Annotated in this window: 17 protein-coding genes; 8 read left to right on the forward strand and 9 right to left on the reverse strand. The window is 58.0% G+C overall.

Going from position 1 to position 13,903, the window contains the following annotated elements; translation table 11 throughout:
- Positions 1 to 18: 18 nt before the first annotated feature.
- Complete coding sequence (locus Q354_RS24795) at positions 19 to 1,314, forward strand: dicarboxylate/amino acid:cation symporter (RefSeq protein WP_036228664.1); 1,296 nt, start codon at positions 19 to 21, stop codon at positions 1,312 to 1,314.
- A gap of 51 nt (positions 1,315 to 1,365) precedes the next feature.
- Here the strand turns inward: Q354_RS24795 and creD are convergent, their stop codons facing one another.
- From creD to Q354_RS24805, 5 genes are all read right to left on the reverse strand, one after another.
- Positions 1,366 to 2,793: a cell envelope integrity protein CreD gene (creD, locus tag Q354_RS24800; RefSeq protein WP_051559938.1), complete on the reverse strand. Its 1,428-nt coding sequence runs from the start codon at positions 2,791 to 2,793 to the stop codon at positions 1,366 to 1,368.
- 76 nt (positions 2,794 to 2,869) lie between these two features.
- The gene (gene creC / locus Q354_RS0105925) at positions 2,870 to 4,333 is read right to left on the reverse strand and encodes a two-component system sensor histidine kinase CreC (RefSeq protein WP_027856802.1); all 1,464 of its coding nucleotides are present in this window, start codon (positions 4,331 to 4,333) and stop codon (positions 2,870 to 2,872) included.
- A 2-nt stretch (positions 4,334 to 4,335) separates the two neighbouring features.
- A complete protein-coding gene (creB, locus tag Q354_RS0105930) occupies positions 4,336 to 5,028 on the reverse strand; it encodes a two-component system response regulator CreB (protein ID WP_027856803.1) in 693 nt (230 codons plus the stop codon).
- A gap of 232 nt (positions 5,029 to 5,260) precedes the next feature.
- Positions 5,261 to 5,968: a helix-turn-helix transcriptional regulator gene (locus tag Q354_RS0105935; RefSeq protein ID WP_027856804.1), complete on the reverse strand. Its 708-nt coding sequence runs from the start codon at positions 5,966 to 5,968 to the stop codon at positions 5,261 to 5,263.
- A gap of 27 nt (positions 5,969 to 5,995) precedes the next feature.
- The gene (locus tag Q354_RS24805; protein WP_036228667.1) at positions 5,996 to 6,376 is read right to left on the reverse strand and encodes a hypothetical protein; all 381 of its coding nucleotides are present in this window, start codon (positions 6,374 to 6,376) and stop codon (positions 5,996 to 5,998) included.
- A gap of 204 nt (positions 6,377 to 6,580) precedes the next feature.
- Between Q354_RS24805 and Q354_RS0105945 the strand changes: the two genes are divergently transcribed.
- On the forward strand, positions 6,581 to 7,813 hold the full coding sequence (locus Q354_RS0105945; RefSeq protein ID WP_156948233.1) for an SO_0444 family Cu/Zn efflux transporter: 1,233 nt from the start codon (positions 6,581 to 6,583) through the stop codon (positions 7,811 to 7,813).
- 23 nt (positions 7,814 to 7,836) lie between these two features.
- Positions 7,837 to 8,436 (forward strand): hypothetical protein, encoded by a 600-nt coding sequence (locus tag Q354_RS0105950; protein ID WP_027856806.1) that lies wholly within the window; start codon positions 7,837 to 7,839, stop codon positions 8,434 to 8,436.
- A 25-nt stretch (positions 8,437 to 8,461) separates the two neighbouring features.
- Here Q354_RS0105950 and Q354_RS0105955 read toward each other — a convergent pair whose 3' ends face one another.
- A complete protein-coding gene (locus Q354_RS0105955; protein ID WP_027856807.1) occupies positions 8,462 to 9,112 on the reverse strand; it encodes a glutathione S-transferase family protein in 651 nt (216 codons plus the stop codon).
- 114 nt (positions 9,113 to 9,226) lie between these two features.
- Between Q354_RS0105955 and Q354_RS24810 the strand changes: the two genes are divergently transcribed.
- The 4 genes from Q354_RS24810 (at position 9,227) to Q354_RS0105975 (ending at position 11,324) form a co-directional block, all read left to right on the forward strand.
- Positions 9,227 to 9,808 (forward strand): TetR/AcrR family transcriptional regulator, encoded by a 582-nt coding sequence (locus Q354_RS24810; protein ID WP_051559939.1) that lies wholly within the window; start codon positions 9,227 to 9,229, stop codon positions 9,806 to 9,808.
- A 170-nt stretch (positions 9,809 to 9,978) separates the two neighbouring features.
- A complete protein-coding gene (locus Q354_RS28855; RefSeq protein WP_281174713.1) occupies positions 9,979 to 10,113 on the forward strand; it encodes a hypothetical protein in 135 nt (44 codons plus the stop codon).
- 188 nt (positions 10,114 to 10,301) lie between these two features.
- Positions 10,302 to 10,547 carry a TIGR02647 family protein gene (locus Q354_RS0105970; RefSeq protein WP_027856809.1) on the forward strand — a complete coding sequence of 82 codons (246 nt, stop codon included), beginning with the start codon at positions 10,302 to 10,304 and terminating at the stop codon, positions 10,545 to 10,547.
- Positions 10,548 to 10,751: 204 nt separating this feature from the next.
- Complete coding sequence (locus Q354_RS0105975) at positions 10,752 to 11,324, forward strand: hypothetical protein (RefSeq protein ID WP_027856810.1); 573 nt, start codon at positions 10,752 to 10,754, stop codon at positions 11,322 to 11,324.
- A gap of 34 nt (positions 11,325 to 11,358) precedes the next feature.
- Here the strand turns inward: Q354_RS0105975 and Q354_RS0105980 are convergent, their stop codons facing one another.
- The 3 genes from Q354_RS0105980 to prmC are packed head-to-tail and all read right to left on the reverse strand — an operon-like array spanning position 11,359 to position 13,439.
- On the reverse strand, positions 11,359 to 11,808 hold the full coding sequence (locus Q354_RS0105980) for a CoA-binding protein (RefSeq protein ID WP_027856811.1): 450 nt from the start codon (positions 11,806 to 11,808) through the stop codon (positions 11,359 to 11,361).
- Positions 11,809 to 11,827: 19 nt separating this feature from the next.
- Positions 11,828 to 12,586, reverse strand: coding sequence for a molybdopterin-synthase adenylyltransferase MoeB (locus tag Q354_RS0105985; RefSeq protein ID WP_027856812.1), 759 nt, complete (start codon positions 12,584 to 12,586; stop codon positions 11,828 to 11,830).
- Positions 12,576 to 13,439 (reverse strand): peptide chain release factor N(5)-glutamine methyltransferase, encoded by an 864-nt coding sequence (prmC, locus tag Q354_RS24815; RefSeq protein ID WP_051559940.1) that lies wholly within the window; start codon positions 13,437 to 13,439, stop codon positions 12,576 to 12,578. Before prmC ends, Q354_RS0105985 begins: the two co-directional genes overlap by 11 nt.
- Positions 13,440 to 13,639: 200 nt before the next feature.
- Here prmC and Q354_RS0105995 point away from each other — a divergent pair, with 200 nt between their 5' ends.
- Complete coding sequence (locus Q354_RS0105995) at positions 13,640 to 13,891, forward strand: PA3496 family putative envelope integrity protein (protein ID WP_156948235.1); 252 nt, start codon at positions 13,640 to 13,642, stop codon at positions 13,889 to 13,891.
- Positions 13,892 to 13,903 lie beyond the last annotated feature (12 nt).

The raw sequence follows: 13,903 nt of genomic DNA on the forward strand, positions 1-13,903 counted from the left end.
ACTAAAAGAGGCATTGTTATGACCACTGCAACCTCATCCGGGGGCGTCTGGAGCAACCTGGCGCTGTGGAAAAAGATCTTTATCGGCATGGTCGCCGGTATCCTGGTCGGCGCCGTTGTCGGCCCTGACGCCGAGGTGCTGAAACCGATCGGTACCCTGTTTATCAACGCCATCAAGATGCTGATCGTACCGCTGGTGTTCTGCTCGCTGATCGTCGGCGTCACCTCGATGGAAGATAGCCGTAAGATGGGCCGGATCGGCCTGAAATCGATCTTCATCTACCTCGCCACCACCGCCGTGGCGATCACCATCGGCCTGGGCCTGGGCACCCTGTTTGCACCGGGCGCGGGCCTGAATATGAGCGCCAGCGCCGAAACTGCCGCGGCGGCCAAGGAAGCGCCCTCGCTGGTCACCACCATCCTCGGCCTGATTCCGAAGAACCCGATCGAAGCCCTGGCCAGCGGCCATATCCTGCAGATCATCGTCTTCGCCCTGGGTCTGGGCATCTCGCTGAATATGATCGGCGAAAAAGCCGAACCCGCAATTAAGGTGTTCAACAGCCTGGCGGAAGCGATGTACAAGCTGACCGAACTGGTGATGAAGTTCGCGCCTTACGGCATCTTCGCCCTGATGGCCTGGGTCGCCGGTAAATACGGCCTCGACCTGCTGATGCCGCTGATGACCGTGATCGCCGCCGTCTATGTCGGCTGTATCCTGCACGTGGTACTGGTCTACAGCGGTGCGATCGCCCTGATCGCCCGCCTGGCACCGGTGCAGTACCTGAAAGGGATCGTCAATGCCCAGATGATGGCCTTCAGCAGCACCAGCAGCTCCGGCACCCTGCCGGTGAGCATCCGTTGCGCGCGCGAGAACCTGGGTGTGTCGAAAGGCATCTCCAGCTTCGTGCTGCCACTGGGCGCCACCATCAATATGGATGGCACCGCACTGTATCAGGGTGTTGCCGCCCTGTTCGTCGCCCAGGCCTTCGGTATCGACCTGACCACCGCTGACTATCTGACCATTATCGCCACCGCCACCCTGGCCTCTGTCGGCACCGCTGGCGTACCGGGTGCCGGCCTGATCATGCTGTCCCTGGTACTGACCACCGTCGGCCTGCCGATGGAAGGCCTGGCAATTATCGCCGGTATCGACCGTATCCTGGATATGGCGCGCACCAGCGTCAACGTCTCCGGCGACCTGATGGTGTCGGTGCTGGTCGCCAAGAGTGAAAACGAACTCGACGAGTCTGTGTATAACGCCGCCGAGCCGGTTTCTGTTGATTCCCAGGATGCATCTCAGGCCGCTAAAGCCTGAGTTGCCCCCCTATTCCTGGGTTATGTGCACTGGGGCTACCCTTCGGTAGCCTCATTTTTTATCGCCCCCCGCGGAACCCGGTTGAGTATTTTCGCCGCCGGCTTCCACTCTGACCGCCGCTGTCATCTCCCCCGCCTGAGCAGTTGCCAGCTGATACCAGTCAACCCCCCGGGTCATTAGCATCAGTGTCGCCAGGGCGGCGAATATCAGGGTCGCGCCCATCAGCAGGGCAAAGTCTTCCGAAGAGATAATCACGTAAAGCAGCAGATAGAGCAGGCTAATCCCCAGCGCAAAAAGCCCCCCCCGTAACAGACTTCCCAGTACCGCTGCCAGATAACTGCAAAGCAACAGAGCACACGCCAGCGTGGACAGGCTGTAGGCAAGCATAAAGTTCATATGTTCGCTGAGTGACACCAGCAGAAGGTAAAACACGCTTAGCGCCAGGCCGACCATCGCGTATTGCACAGGATGGATCTGCAGCTTTTTTAACACTTCAAACAGGAAGAAGGCAATAAACGTCAGCACTATGAACAGTAGGCCATACTTTACCGAGCGCTCAGCCTGTACGTAGTTATCCACAGGCTGGATAAGCTCAGCACCCACGCCATAGCCATTCAGTGCACAGTGACTGCGCTGCTGACAATCCTCAATCACCTTATTCAGATCACCCGAGTATGGCGAGGTTACCCAACTGGCACTGAACCCCTCGGCGCTGGTTTCGTAATGCTGCGGCAGGTGACGGCCGTTAAAACTGGGGTGCGGCCAGTCAGATTGCATACTGATCTGACTGCTCTTACCGAGAGGCGTGATCTGGAGTTGCTCCATCCCACGCAGTTTCAATCCCAGTTTGAAGGAGTACGTTATCACTTTGCTATCATCAGGCAGGGGAATCACGGCATGGACGCCCTGGGTTTCGTTCCCCAGTTTGACGCCCGGCGCAAAGGGCAGCACCTGCTGATTCCACTCCAGCTGCGGCACTTCGATAATCCCGCGCATATCACTCACCAGCAGCAGCAATGTCGGCTTGCCCCAACGTATACTGCCCCCCATCGTTTCCTGACGATCCCGCCCGAAGGCAACCATCCCGGCGCTGGAGAACTGCCCCTGCAGGGCCACTTCGCTGCTATATACCGGGATCCGGTAGATCCCCCGGCGACGGGTGCTGGTAGTGATTGCACTATCCACGTTCAGGCTCTCAGGCCGCAGGATCAGGGTGCCACTGGCCTTTTGCCCCTTAACCTCATACTGCTCTTTATCGCTGTTCCAGACCTTTTTCTGGTAGTGATGCTGCCAGGGAAGCTGGATCAGCGGTCCGGAGACCAGCTGCCTGCCCGTCCATTTGCTGGCGATATCCTGCACCGCCTGGCTGCGATAGTTCTGACGCTCAGAGATCAATCCCTCAACCAGCATCAGGGGTACCATCAACAGCAGGCCGAGCCCCAGAATGGCGAGAATTTTAAAAGTGAGTTTTGACTGCATAGCGGCTCTCTCCATGGATCACATAGCAATGACTTTCCATGCAGGATAACGCTGCCGTTTGTGGCCACAGTGAGGCTTATATGTGTTTTACATGTGCTTTTGCAGGCAGCCGGATTCGCGCCAGTGCCCCCTGCTGCGGATGATTTTCAACGCTTATGCTACCGCGGTGCAGTAGTACGACCTCCTGCACAAAACTGAGCCCCAGCCCGGTACTTTTCTGGCCGCTATCCGGCCGGGGCAGGGAGTAGAAGCGTTGCCCTATTTTTTTAAGGGCATAGTCTGGAATGCCACACCCCTGGTCGCGGATATCAACCTGGATGCTCTGATCAGGCAGCTGCTGCAGCTGAACAGAGATCCGGCTGTCCGGCGGGCTGAAATCGAGGGCATTCTCCAACAGGTTACGAATCGCCTGCCCCAGCAACAGCGGATCACATTCGACAAAACAGGGCTGGAGCTGTATCTCGAAACCGATCTGCTGTTGTCCGGCCCGGGGACTCAGTATCTCAGTCTGCTGCTCGATAAGCTGTGCCAGATTAACCTGTTGCGGGTCTCCGATTGAGCTACGGTTTTCCAGCTGGGCCAGTTGCAATAACTTATCCACCAGCTGACGCATCCGGCGGCTTTCATGCAGGATGTTGCGGGCAAAACGCTGGCGTTGTTCGGCACTGTCTACCTCGCCAATCAACTCTGCCGCCCCACTCAGTGCCGTCAGCGGGCTTTTCATCTCATGGGTCAGGCTGTGGATATAGTGCTCAATATATTCTTTGCCATCGAGCGCCTGTTTCATCTCCTCCATTGCCTGCGCCAGGCTGGCCAGCTCGGGATCATGCAGCTTAGGCGGCGCTGTCCGCTCCCCCGCCTTTGTTGCCCGGGCATAGGTCAGCAAGCGACGAATATTGATACTTAACCAGGTGGACAGCAGAGCCCCCAGCGCGACAGCCATCAGCAACAGCCAGATACCACGGCTACGCACTTTCTCCCGGGTCAGCTGCCAGAAGGGCTCGATGCTGACGCTGGGCTTGCCAACGCTCAGTACGCCGATAACCTGTGGCGATACGCCGGGGCCGGCCCGGTTGTAAACCGGTGCAGCGATATACATGACCGAACTGAGCGGATTGTCTGAATCCTCAAGGGTGCTGCGGGCGCCATACTTACCCTGTAGCGTAAGATAGACATCATTCCAGCGTGAGTAGTCCGCCCCCAGGTCACGCTGACTGGAATCATAGCGCACGATACCCGCCTGATCGGTGATATAGATCCGCAGCCGGGTGTCGGTTTTCTGATGACTGTCGATCCGGGCATCCAGCGCCCGCGAAGCCACACGATTCAGGGCCTTATCAAGATCACCCTGCGCCAGTGAACCGTTCATCAGCTCCTCGCTGACCATCTCCGCCAGCAGATTGGCAGTATCTACCAGCGAGCTTTCCATCGACTGCCGGAGTGCCGGACGCAGATCACTCACCAGGGTATTGAAAAACAACCAGGTACCGAGACCAATGATGGCAAAGTAGGCTAAAAACAGCTTCAGTCCGAATTTCATGGTCAGCGCTGCAGGCTGTAACCCAGGCCGCGATGGGTGCGGATCGGGTCCTGAGTAGCGTCAATGCTGCGCAACTTGGCCCGCAGGCTTTTGATATGGGTATCAACCGCCCGCTCCAGGCTGACTTCCGGCGCCTCCCAGGCGATATCCATCAGCTGGCCACGGGAGAACACACGTTCCGGCTGCTTAATAAGTGCCGCCAGAACCCGGAATTCATATCGGGTCAGCGTTACGGGCTGCCCCAGATAACAGATACGGGCAGCGGCTTCGTCCAGTTGAAACAGGCTATCTCCGGTTGCCGCCACTGCAACCTGCTCTCCCAATCCGGACCCAGCCCTTTTCAGGATCACTTTTACCCGGGTTGCCAGTTCCCGCGGGCTGAACGGTTTGGTTACATAGTCATCGGCACCGATCTCCAGTCCCAGAATACGATCGACTTCGTCTGAGCGGGCAGTCAGGAATATCACCGGCAGCTCACTGAATTCACGTAGCCGCTTACAGAGCTCAAAGCCATTAAAGTCAGGCAGCCCTATATCGATAATCGCCAAAGCGTAGTGTTGTTCCCGTAAGCGCTCTAAGGCATCTCCCGCCAGACCACAGTGGTCGCTGCTGAAGTTATCCAGCGACAGGGCAACAGCAATGTTATCTGCGATCGAAGGCTCATCTTCAACAATCAGAATGCGACGTGGATTCATGGAGGTTCCGGGCTTAATGCGGGCAATAGCAGCAAAAGTATCCCGCAACCGACCCAGTTTGCAAACTCCGGCCTTAATGCCAAGGATCAATAGAGAACAGGGGCCGTAACGAACAGGAGCGGTTATGCTCAGGCTTAACTGGCGCTAAAAGTCAGCAGGCCCGTTAACCCGGTGGAGAAAGTCTGTCTGCGATGGCGACCGACTGATCGCGGTGTGACCCATGCCGGTCCGTTCAGGGATCGACGGTGGCGTCTTTATCATCACACCACTGACTGAGGTAGTGCTGCAGGCTGCAGCACGCCGAGGCTTCAAAGCAGCGCGGCAGTTCGGCCAAGGCCTGAATCCGGTCGAGGCGGAACTGGCGATAGTCCTGCCGCAGCTCACACCAACCCAGCAGGCACCAGACCTTGCCCCAGTAGATCATGCCCAGCGGCCAGACCGGCCTGTCGCTGGCCTGACCGTCTTCACGCACGTAACTGAGGCTGATCACCTGCTTTGCCTTGATCGCCTCGCGCAGGCGATCACTGAACTGGGCGCTCTGCTCGCGCCAGAAGTCCGGCACCAGCAGCCACTCCGGCTGCGCCACCTGCTGCAGGTGCTGGCGGTCGGGCAGGACCGCATGGATCTTGGCCAGCGCACTATCGGCCGCACGGCCCAGCTCCTTATCGGCCCAACCCTGTACCATCCGTACTCCCAGTAGCAAGGCTTCCAGCTCCGCTTCGTCAAACATCAGCGGCGGCACACTGAAGCCCGGCTTCAGCCGGTAGCCGACCCCGGCCTCACTTTCGATCGGCACTCCTGACAGGGAGAGGGCCTGAATGTCACGATAGATAGTGCGTTCCGACACCTCCAGTTTTTCTGCCAGCTGTTCGGCGGTGATTACCCCCCGGCGACTACGCAGCAATGTCAGCAACTGGAACAGTCGTTCCGCTTTTCTCATCTTCAGGCCCTTGGGGTTTTATGGTTATCAGGCGGCCGGGGCTTCCGCCTCGGCATTGCCTTCACAGATCATCGCTTCAGTGATGGCGGTCATATGGCGCAGGGTGCAGCTCTCCATCTCGATCAGCGGACAGATCGCCTGACCAGCGGCGCTCTCCATAAAGGCATCGCCCGCTGCTTTGGCCTTTGCCATATCCTGCCAGTAGATAATATCGAACCAGGTGTCGGTATCATCACAGCTCAGCGAGCGGTAGTAAAACCCCGGCTGCGCCATCACAAATTCATTTACCGCCGCCTGGGCATCCAGCCACTGTTGCGGATCAGTGTCGGACTTAAGTTTGAAGGTCACGATCTCCATCGCGGTAGTGACTTCAGGCGTGATTGCTGGAGTGGTTTCAGGGCTGTTCATTGTGGATCTCCTTATACGGTTCGCATCGCTGCGTTGATTAGAGATTCCATTCTGAGACAGCCCTACTGACAGCGTGGTGTCAGTAGGGATTTAGGATCTGCTGGAAATCTCAGCTCCTATACTGAAAGGATCCTAAACGCCTTTGTCCCAAGCGGCGTACAATGCCCCCTGTGGACAGGATGTTATAAGTGAGGAGGGATTGGCGTGCTGGAATTTTTTCACAACCTGCTGGATATCTACCTGGATACCGCGCTCTGGCTGTTACTGGGACTGGGGCTGGCAGCGGTGATCAAGGGCTGGATTCCCCAGTCACTGGTCAAACGCTGGCTGGATGGCAAGGGCATTAAACCGGTGATCCGTGCCGCGCTGATCGGTGCCCCGCTGCCGCTGTGTTCCTGTGGCGTGCTGCCTACGGCGATCGGCCTGCGCCGGGCCGGGGCTTCAAAGCCAGCTACCGCCTCTTTCCTGATCGCCACTCCGGAAACCGGGGTCGATTCGATCTCTATCACCTACGCCCTGATGGGTCCGGTGATGGCCGTGGTGAGGCCCATCGCTGCGGTAATCAGCGCTATCTTCAGCGGCCTGTTGGTGCTGATGTGGGAACAACGGCAGCGCACAGCTGCTTATCAACAGGACGCAATTACCGAAGCAGTCGCGACAACAACCATTACCGAAAGCAGCTGCTGTGGCAGCGATCAAGCCGGGCCCGCCAGAGCAACAGCCAAGGCCAGTGGTAGCTGCTGCAGTAAAAGTACGGCAGCCAGCACGTCCAGCGACTGCGCCCGTTCAACCCCAGAGACTCATGAGACTCATGAGACTCATGAGACTCATGACTCTCCAGACAGCGGCTGCTGTGGCGGCGACAAAGTAGGTAACGATGGAGTCCGCACTGAAAAAACGGGATTAATGAGCGGCCTGAAGTTCGCCGTCGCCGATATCCTCGATGATATTAAAGTCTGGCTGGCCTTTGGCCTGGTGCTGGCGGCGATTGTCGCCACCCTGATCGAACCCGGCAACCTGGCAGGCTACGGCTCGGGCTTCGGTGCCATGCTGCTGATGCTGCTAGCCGGGCTGCCGCTCTATATCTGCGCCACCGCCTCCACCCCGCTGGCAGCGGCGCTGTTGATGGCCGGGATGTCGCCCGGTGCCGTGCTGGTGTTTATGCTGGTGGGACCGGCTACCAATATCGCCTCCATCGGCATCCTCAGCAAAGAGCTCGGCAGGGCGGCGGTAGCTCTCTACCTGACCGGTATCAGTATCAGTGCCGTGCTGCTGGGCCTGCTACTGGACAGCCTGCTGGGCGATCAGGCCTTTGCCCTGACGCTGGGCAGCAGCGCCCACCATCACAACGACGGCGCCAGCCTGCTACAATGGCTCGCTGGCGGACTGCTATTGATCCTGGCGATCCGCCCGCTGCGCGATAAACTGCCTCTCTAAGCCAGAACCATAAGAGCCGAACCATGCTGAAGATCTTTGCCAACAGCCGCAGCGCCAAACTCTACCAAGCGATCCGCACTGGCGATCTGGATAAGCTGAGCAAGCTGTTGCCGAAATTCGATCGCGAGCAGCTCAGTCAGCGGCTGCAGGAGCAGCAGAGTCCGCTGGAGGTCGCCATCCGCAGCCAGCAGGCCAGGGCGCTGGAACTTCTGTTGCAGAAAAAGCCGCCGACCGATCAGCCCTGCAGCTCAGGTGAATCACTGCCACTGCTGGCATTACAGCAACAAGATGCCAGCCTGGCCCTGCTCAGCACCCTGCTACAGGGGGGAATTGAAGCCGACAGTGCCGCGCTGGCAGCAGCCTGCTTCGCACACTGCGACGAATCCCAGCTGATGCTGCACCTCAGCCGCCTGATCCAGCATGACCCGGCACTGATCGAAAATCCGCAGCTGATGCACCAGGGACTGGCCAGCGGATCGCAGCCCCTGGTGCACTTCCTGATCAACTCCGGTGCATTGCTGCCGGATGACCTGGATGAGGCCGCTTATGATACTCAGCTGCTGCACTACGCCCGCAAATGCGCCGAGGATCGCAAGATCCGCCAGATGTTCCTCGGCGGCTAGGCCCTTATAGCCTTTAGCAGACAGCTTACTTACGGGTGGCCTTTAGCACCTTCTGTCCGGACTCGCGCTGGCTCAGTCGTTCGACGTAAGCAGCCAGAGCTGAATCCGGCGCGATCAGCTCGGCGCCGTGCGGCAGGGCCGCGATATAATCCAGCTGCGGCGCGATAATCAGGTCCGCCAGCGTCAGCTGGTTGCCCATCAGGTAGGCCTTGCTATCTAGCTGACCGGCCACCAGCGTCAGCGCTTCAAGCACGGCAGGCTGCGCTTCGGCCACCTTATCCATGCGCACCGTGCCGCCCTCGCCTTTCGGAAAAGCAAACTCCAGCAGATAATCCCGCACCAGCGCCTTATCGACGTAAATCGAGAGCAGTGCGCACCACTGGTCCACCAGCGCCCGCTGCTCCGGAGCTTCCGGCTGCAATGCCGGGCCATCAAATTCAGTATCCAGATAACGGCAGATAGAAGCGGTCTCACAGAGCACACGGTCGCCATCGATCAGCACCGGAATCTTGCCAAAGGGATGCAGGGCAAAGTGTTCCTCTGACTTGAATCCGATCTCTTTGCCGCCGACCTCCAGCCCGAGGCTGTAACTGATTCCCTTCTCCTCACAGCACAACTGCACTGAACGCACAAAGCTGCTGAACTGGGGGCCGAAAATATGTACCGAACGGGTCATCTCAAATCCTCCTTAACAGTTATGCCTCTCAGGTTAGGCCGCGTGACAATATGATCAAGAACATATTCTGAATCTGTGGCACAGTGAGGTCTGACCAGACAGAGAATAGATACCATGGCCTGGAACCCGGAGCACAAACAGCAGACTCGCGAACGGATTCTCAACAATGCCGCACGGCTGTTTTCCACCCGGGGTTTTGATGGGGTCAGCATCGATCAGGTCATGCAGGAAGCGGGCATGACCCGGGGCGCTTTCTACAGTCACTTCAGTTCCAAATCCGCCCTCTATGCGGAATCGATGAAATTTGCTGCCCGCCAGGCCGTGAATGGCGTCAAGGCCCGCTGTAGCAGCGCATCGCCACACCAGATGATCGAAACCTATCTCAGCCAGCAGCACCGCAGCGGCGATCCCTTTCGCTGCCCCCTGGCGTTTCTGATCACTGATGTGTCCCAGCAGGATGAAGCCGTGCGGCAAACCTATACCCGGCTGTTCCGTGGCTTTGTCGAAAACCTGTCACCGCAGCACAGTGCCGCTGAACGTGAGCAGCTGCTGCAACAGGCAGTGATGATGATCGGGGGTATGGCAATCGCCCGCGCGCTCAGTGATGACAAGCTGGCGACGGAGCTGCTGCAGGCCTGTCGCAGCGCCATTATTCCCGCCGGCACGGAAATTGACCCAGATCAAACCTCAGCTTAATTTCTGATCAGTTGCCGGCAGCCGGCCGCAATCGAAACTACACTGCCGACTCCCCTTAATGACGCAAAACCGGTCGACAACAACAATGAAAATGGTGAACAGCAATGGATTACCGTTCGTTAGCCAGAGAGAATGAGGCCGTCCCTGAGGGGACGGAAGAGAGCAGGTGTATGAGTGAGGAGCGCGACCAGCTCCGCAGGCAATTGCTAAACCGGGCAGAAAGATTGCGGGATGATGGCACCCATGCAGCCGAATTCTGGCTGGCGGAGCAATATGAGATGACTGCAATGTTCCTGAAAGTCTGATCCACAAAGCAATAGGAGCGCGTCCCCCGACGCGCTCTTTGTTCCCAAAAAGCAACAGACAAGATAGAGTGAGTATCAGTCACCCTGCTCTGGGTCACTATATCCATCTGAAAGCAAAGAGTTATTTCGCATATTTATCGATATGCACCTAAGCTGTTGGATACATCATTCCAAATGGAGAGGTCGATATGCCGTACAACCGCGAGCTAATGGAAGAATTGAATGTACTCGCTCTGTTTGACCTGGAAACCACACAGGCCGGTATCAAGGTTCATTCCGATGCCCGTCCCGAACTGATTGAAGCCACCAAGCGCCTGTATGAAAAAGGCCTTGTATCCAATCCGGACGGGGGTTACCTGACACCGCTCGGTCATGATGCGGCTGAAAACAGCTCAGTCTTACTTACGATTTTGAACACCGCCAGCGGTCTCTGAAAAACCGCTTAGCCACCTGACAAACTCCATATTGTCGGGAGCTGACATTGAATCAGCGCGAATATTAAACGGGGCCTCATTCAATATGAGCCCCGTTTTTGCGTCTTTGCAATTATGATGGTTACCGATAGAATCTAGCCCCCTGCCGTTAATGACACGGCCGATAACGCATTCAGTGATTATCACTTCTACACGAGGCTAACCATGGTGGACTTTGTTACATCTTTCCGGAAAGGTCTGAACACGGCCGAAGAAGCGATCAGAAATCACAACGAAATTAATGCCGTATTTGACGCCTTGGAAGAGCAGCTGAACCAGGCCACTAACGGTCAGCTGAAGCTTTGCCGCAAGGAGTTCTTCGAGCGCAAGGCAACCCTGGATTTCTCCCAGCAGAAGGAGAAGTACTGGGCTATTGCCGCCGAAAACCGCCTGCTGCACGACAGCCCGGTGGCGGAACTGGCGCGTTGGGAACCCTCGGAAGCGGGTTATCCGGCAAACGTTAACTACGCCGGCAGTGACCATATCTGTCACGGAAAGGATGAGCTGGAAGCGGTCTTGTGTAGCCTGCTGGCCGATACCCGTATCGGTGATCGCCTCTACCGACTGCTGAATAACGATGACACCGCAGCACCCCAGGCAGAACAGAGCAGCAAGCCGGCAGAGACCGCAGCTCAGACCAGTGCTACGGCAGAAACTGAAGCCCCGGCTGCAGAGAGCGAAGCGAAGAAAAAGAAGCCGCTGCTCCCCAAACGCAGCCTGCTTAAAGGCCTTTCATAAGGCCTTTAAGCAAGCGACCGTCCCTGAGCGCCAGTCAGCTTTCCGTCGATTGCCTGGCTTTCAGATCCCGCGCCAGTCCCAGCCTCGGGATATCGATCTTCGGACAACGATCCATTACCACCGCCAGTCCGGCCGCTTCAGCCCTGGCGGCTGCCGGATGGTTGATTACGCCCAGCTGTAGCCAGACCGCAGCCGCACCGACGGCGATTGCCTCATCGACCACCTCCGCGGCCGCCTCCGGGTTACGGAAGATATCCACCAGATCGGGAACCGGCTCAACCTCCTGCAGCGAGCCGAGCACGGTCTGTCCCAGTATCTGCTGACCCGCCTTTAACGGATTCACCGGTATCACCCGGTAGCCGCACTCCAGCAGGTATTGCATCACCCGGTAGCTGTCACGGTGCGACTTCGGGCTGGCTCCCACCAGGGCGATCGTACGTACCTGCTGCAGTAACTGAGTTAACTCTCTGTCGCTCTGTAACATCCGCTTAGCTTCCCTTCGTTTACTCGGAGGCCGTCGCGCGGCACACCGGGCAGGCATTATCCTTGCGCAGTTTCAGGCTGCGCCACTCCATGCTGCGACCGTCCAGCAATAGCAGCTTACCCACCAGGGGCTTGCCGATACCGGCCAGTACCTTGAGCGCTTCCATCGCCTGCACCGACCCGATAATCCCGACCAGCGGCGCCAGTACGCCGGATTCGGAGCAGGTCAGCCCCTCCTCCTCGCCCTCTTTATAGAGGCACTGGTAACAGGGTGAGTCCGGCTGACGGGGGTCATACACCGCAACCTGCCCCTCCATACGGATCGCCGCCCCGGAGACCAGTGGTTTCAGGTGGGCAACGCAGGCCGCATTGATGGCAAAACGGGTACCGAAGTTATCAGTACAGTCCACCACCAGGTCCACCGCCGCCACCTGTTCAGCCAGTTCGGCCTGATCCAGCCGGCGGTTGATGGCACGGACCTTAACTTCAGGATTCAGCTGCGCCAGGGCGTGCGCCGCCGATTCCACCTTGGGCTCGCCAATCGTCGCCGTGGTATGGACGATCTGACGCTGCAGGTTAGTCAGCTCAACATGGTCATCGTCGACCAGTACCAGCTCACCCACCCCCGCCGCGGCCAGGTACATAGCCACCGGACTGCCCAGGCCGCCGAGACCGATAATCAGCACCCGGGCACGGAGCCAGGCTTCCTGACCATCAATATCCACCTCGGGCAACATGATCTGGCGGCTGTATCTCAGTAACTGCTCATCACTCAACATCGTTTTCTACTCCCGTGCCGGGCGCTGCCGGCCAGCGTCCCAAGGTGACGCGGTCACGGCTGCCCAGATCCTGTTCTGTGGAAATCTCACTGTAGCCACACTGCGCCAATACCCGCCGTGAGGCTTCGCCCTGATCATAGCCATGCTCGAACATCAGCCAGCCGCCCGGTTTCAGATAATGACGGGCCTGTTCGGCAATCAGCTGAATATCCGCCATCCCGGCGTTATCTGCAACCAGCGCGCTGAGCGGTTCGAAGCGCACATCACCCTGCGCCAGATGAGGGTCCTGCGGGTCGATATAGGGCGGATTACTCACCAGCAGGTCGAACTCGCCCTCCAGGGCATCAAACCAGTTGCTCTGACAAAACCCGGCATTACTGATCCCCAGGCGCTGCCGGTTGCGCTCTGCCAGCGCCACCGCAGCGGCAACCCGGTCACAGCCGGTCAGCTGCCAGGCGGGACGCTCTGAAGCCAGCGCCAGCGCAATCGCGCCCGTGCCGGTGCCCAGATCCGCCACACGATAGTCGCCATTATCCAGCTTCGCCAGAGCCAGTTCGACCAGGGTTTCGGTATCAGGCCGCGGGATCAAAGTATCCGGCGTCACCTCCAGCTGCAGGGTCCAGAAATCGCGGTAGCCGAGAATATGAGCGACCGGCTCGCCTTTCTCCCGCCGTGCCAGCAGCGCCATGAACGCCTCCTGCTGCTGCGGTGTCAGTGTGCGGTCAGGCCAGGTAAACAGGTAGCTGCGCGGCTTTTCCAGCAGATGGCAGAGCAACAGTTCCAGATCCAGCCGGGCGCTGTCGCTGAGCTTTTCCAGTCGTGCGCTTTGAGCCAGCGCCTCATCAATTCTCATCTGTCGTTTTTCCATAGCAAATCAGTGGCAGGCGTCGCAATCTGGTATTTTCCCCTGCCCCCGGTTTGATTTATATTCGCAAAAATGAAGGTACGCGATCAGCCGTTCTCTGTTTGTATCCTGCCTGTGCGGCGACAACAAGGGCTGATCTACCTCAGTTATGCTTGAACCGGCAATGAGTCTGGCCCTGGAGCCTCGCCATGCGGCGAATCGCTTCGGTACACCCCGACCATTGCTCCTATTATCAATCTGTGAAGCGAGAGCCGAAGAAGATGGGCACTAAAATCCGTGTCAATCATAACCCGACTGATGATCTGGATAGCTGGGAAGAGGAATACCCTGAAGAAGAGAGCCGCAGAATGCCGCGTGGCCAGCGGCGGCGTGAAATTGAAGACCGCCTGGCTGAACGCCATTTGCGTAAACAGATAGAGGACAGCTACTACTTCGATTAAACGGACGATAGA

Source organism: Marinobacterium jannaschii DSM 6295 (assembly GCF_000620085.1).
In the GTDB taxonomy this organism is placed as follows: Bacteria; Pseudomonadota; Gammaproteobacteria; order Pseudomonadales; family Balneatricaceae; genus Pontibacterium; species Pontibacterium jannaschii.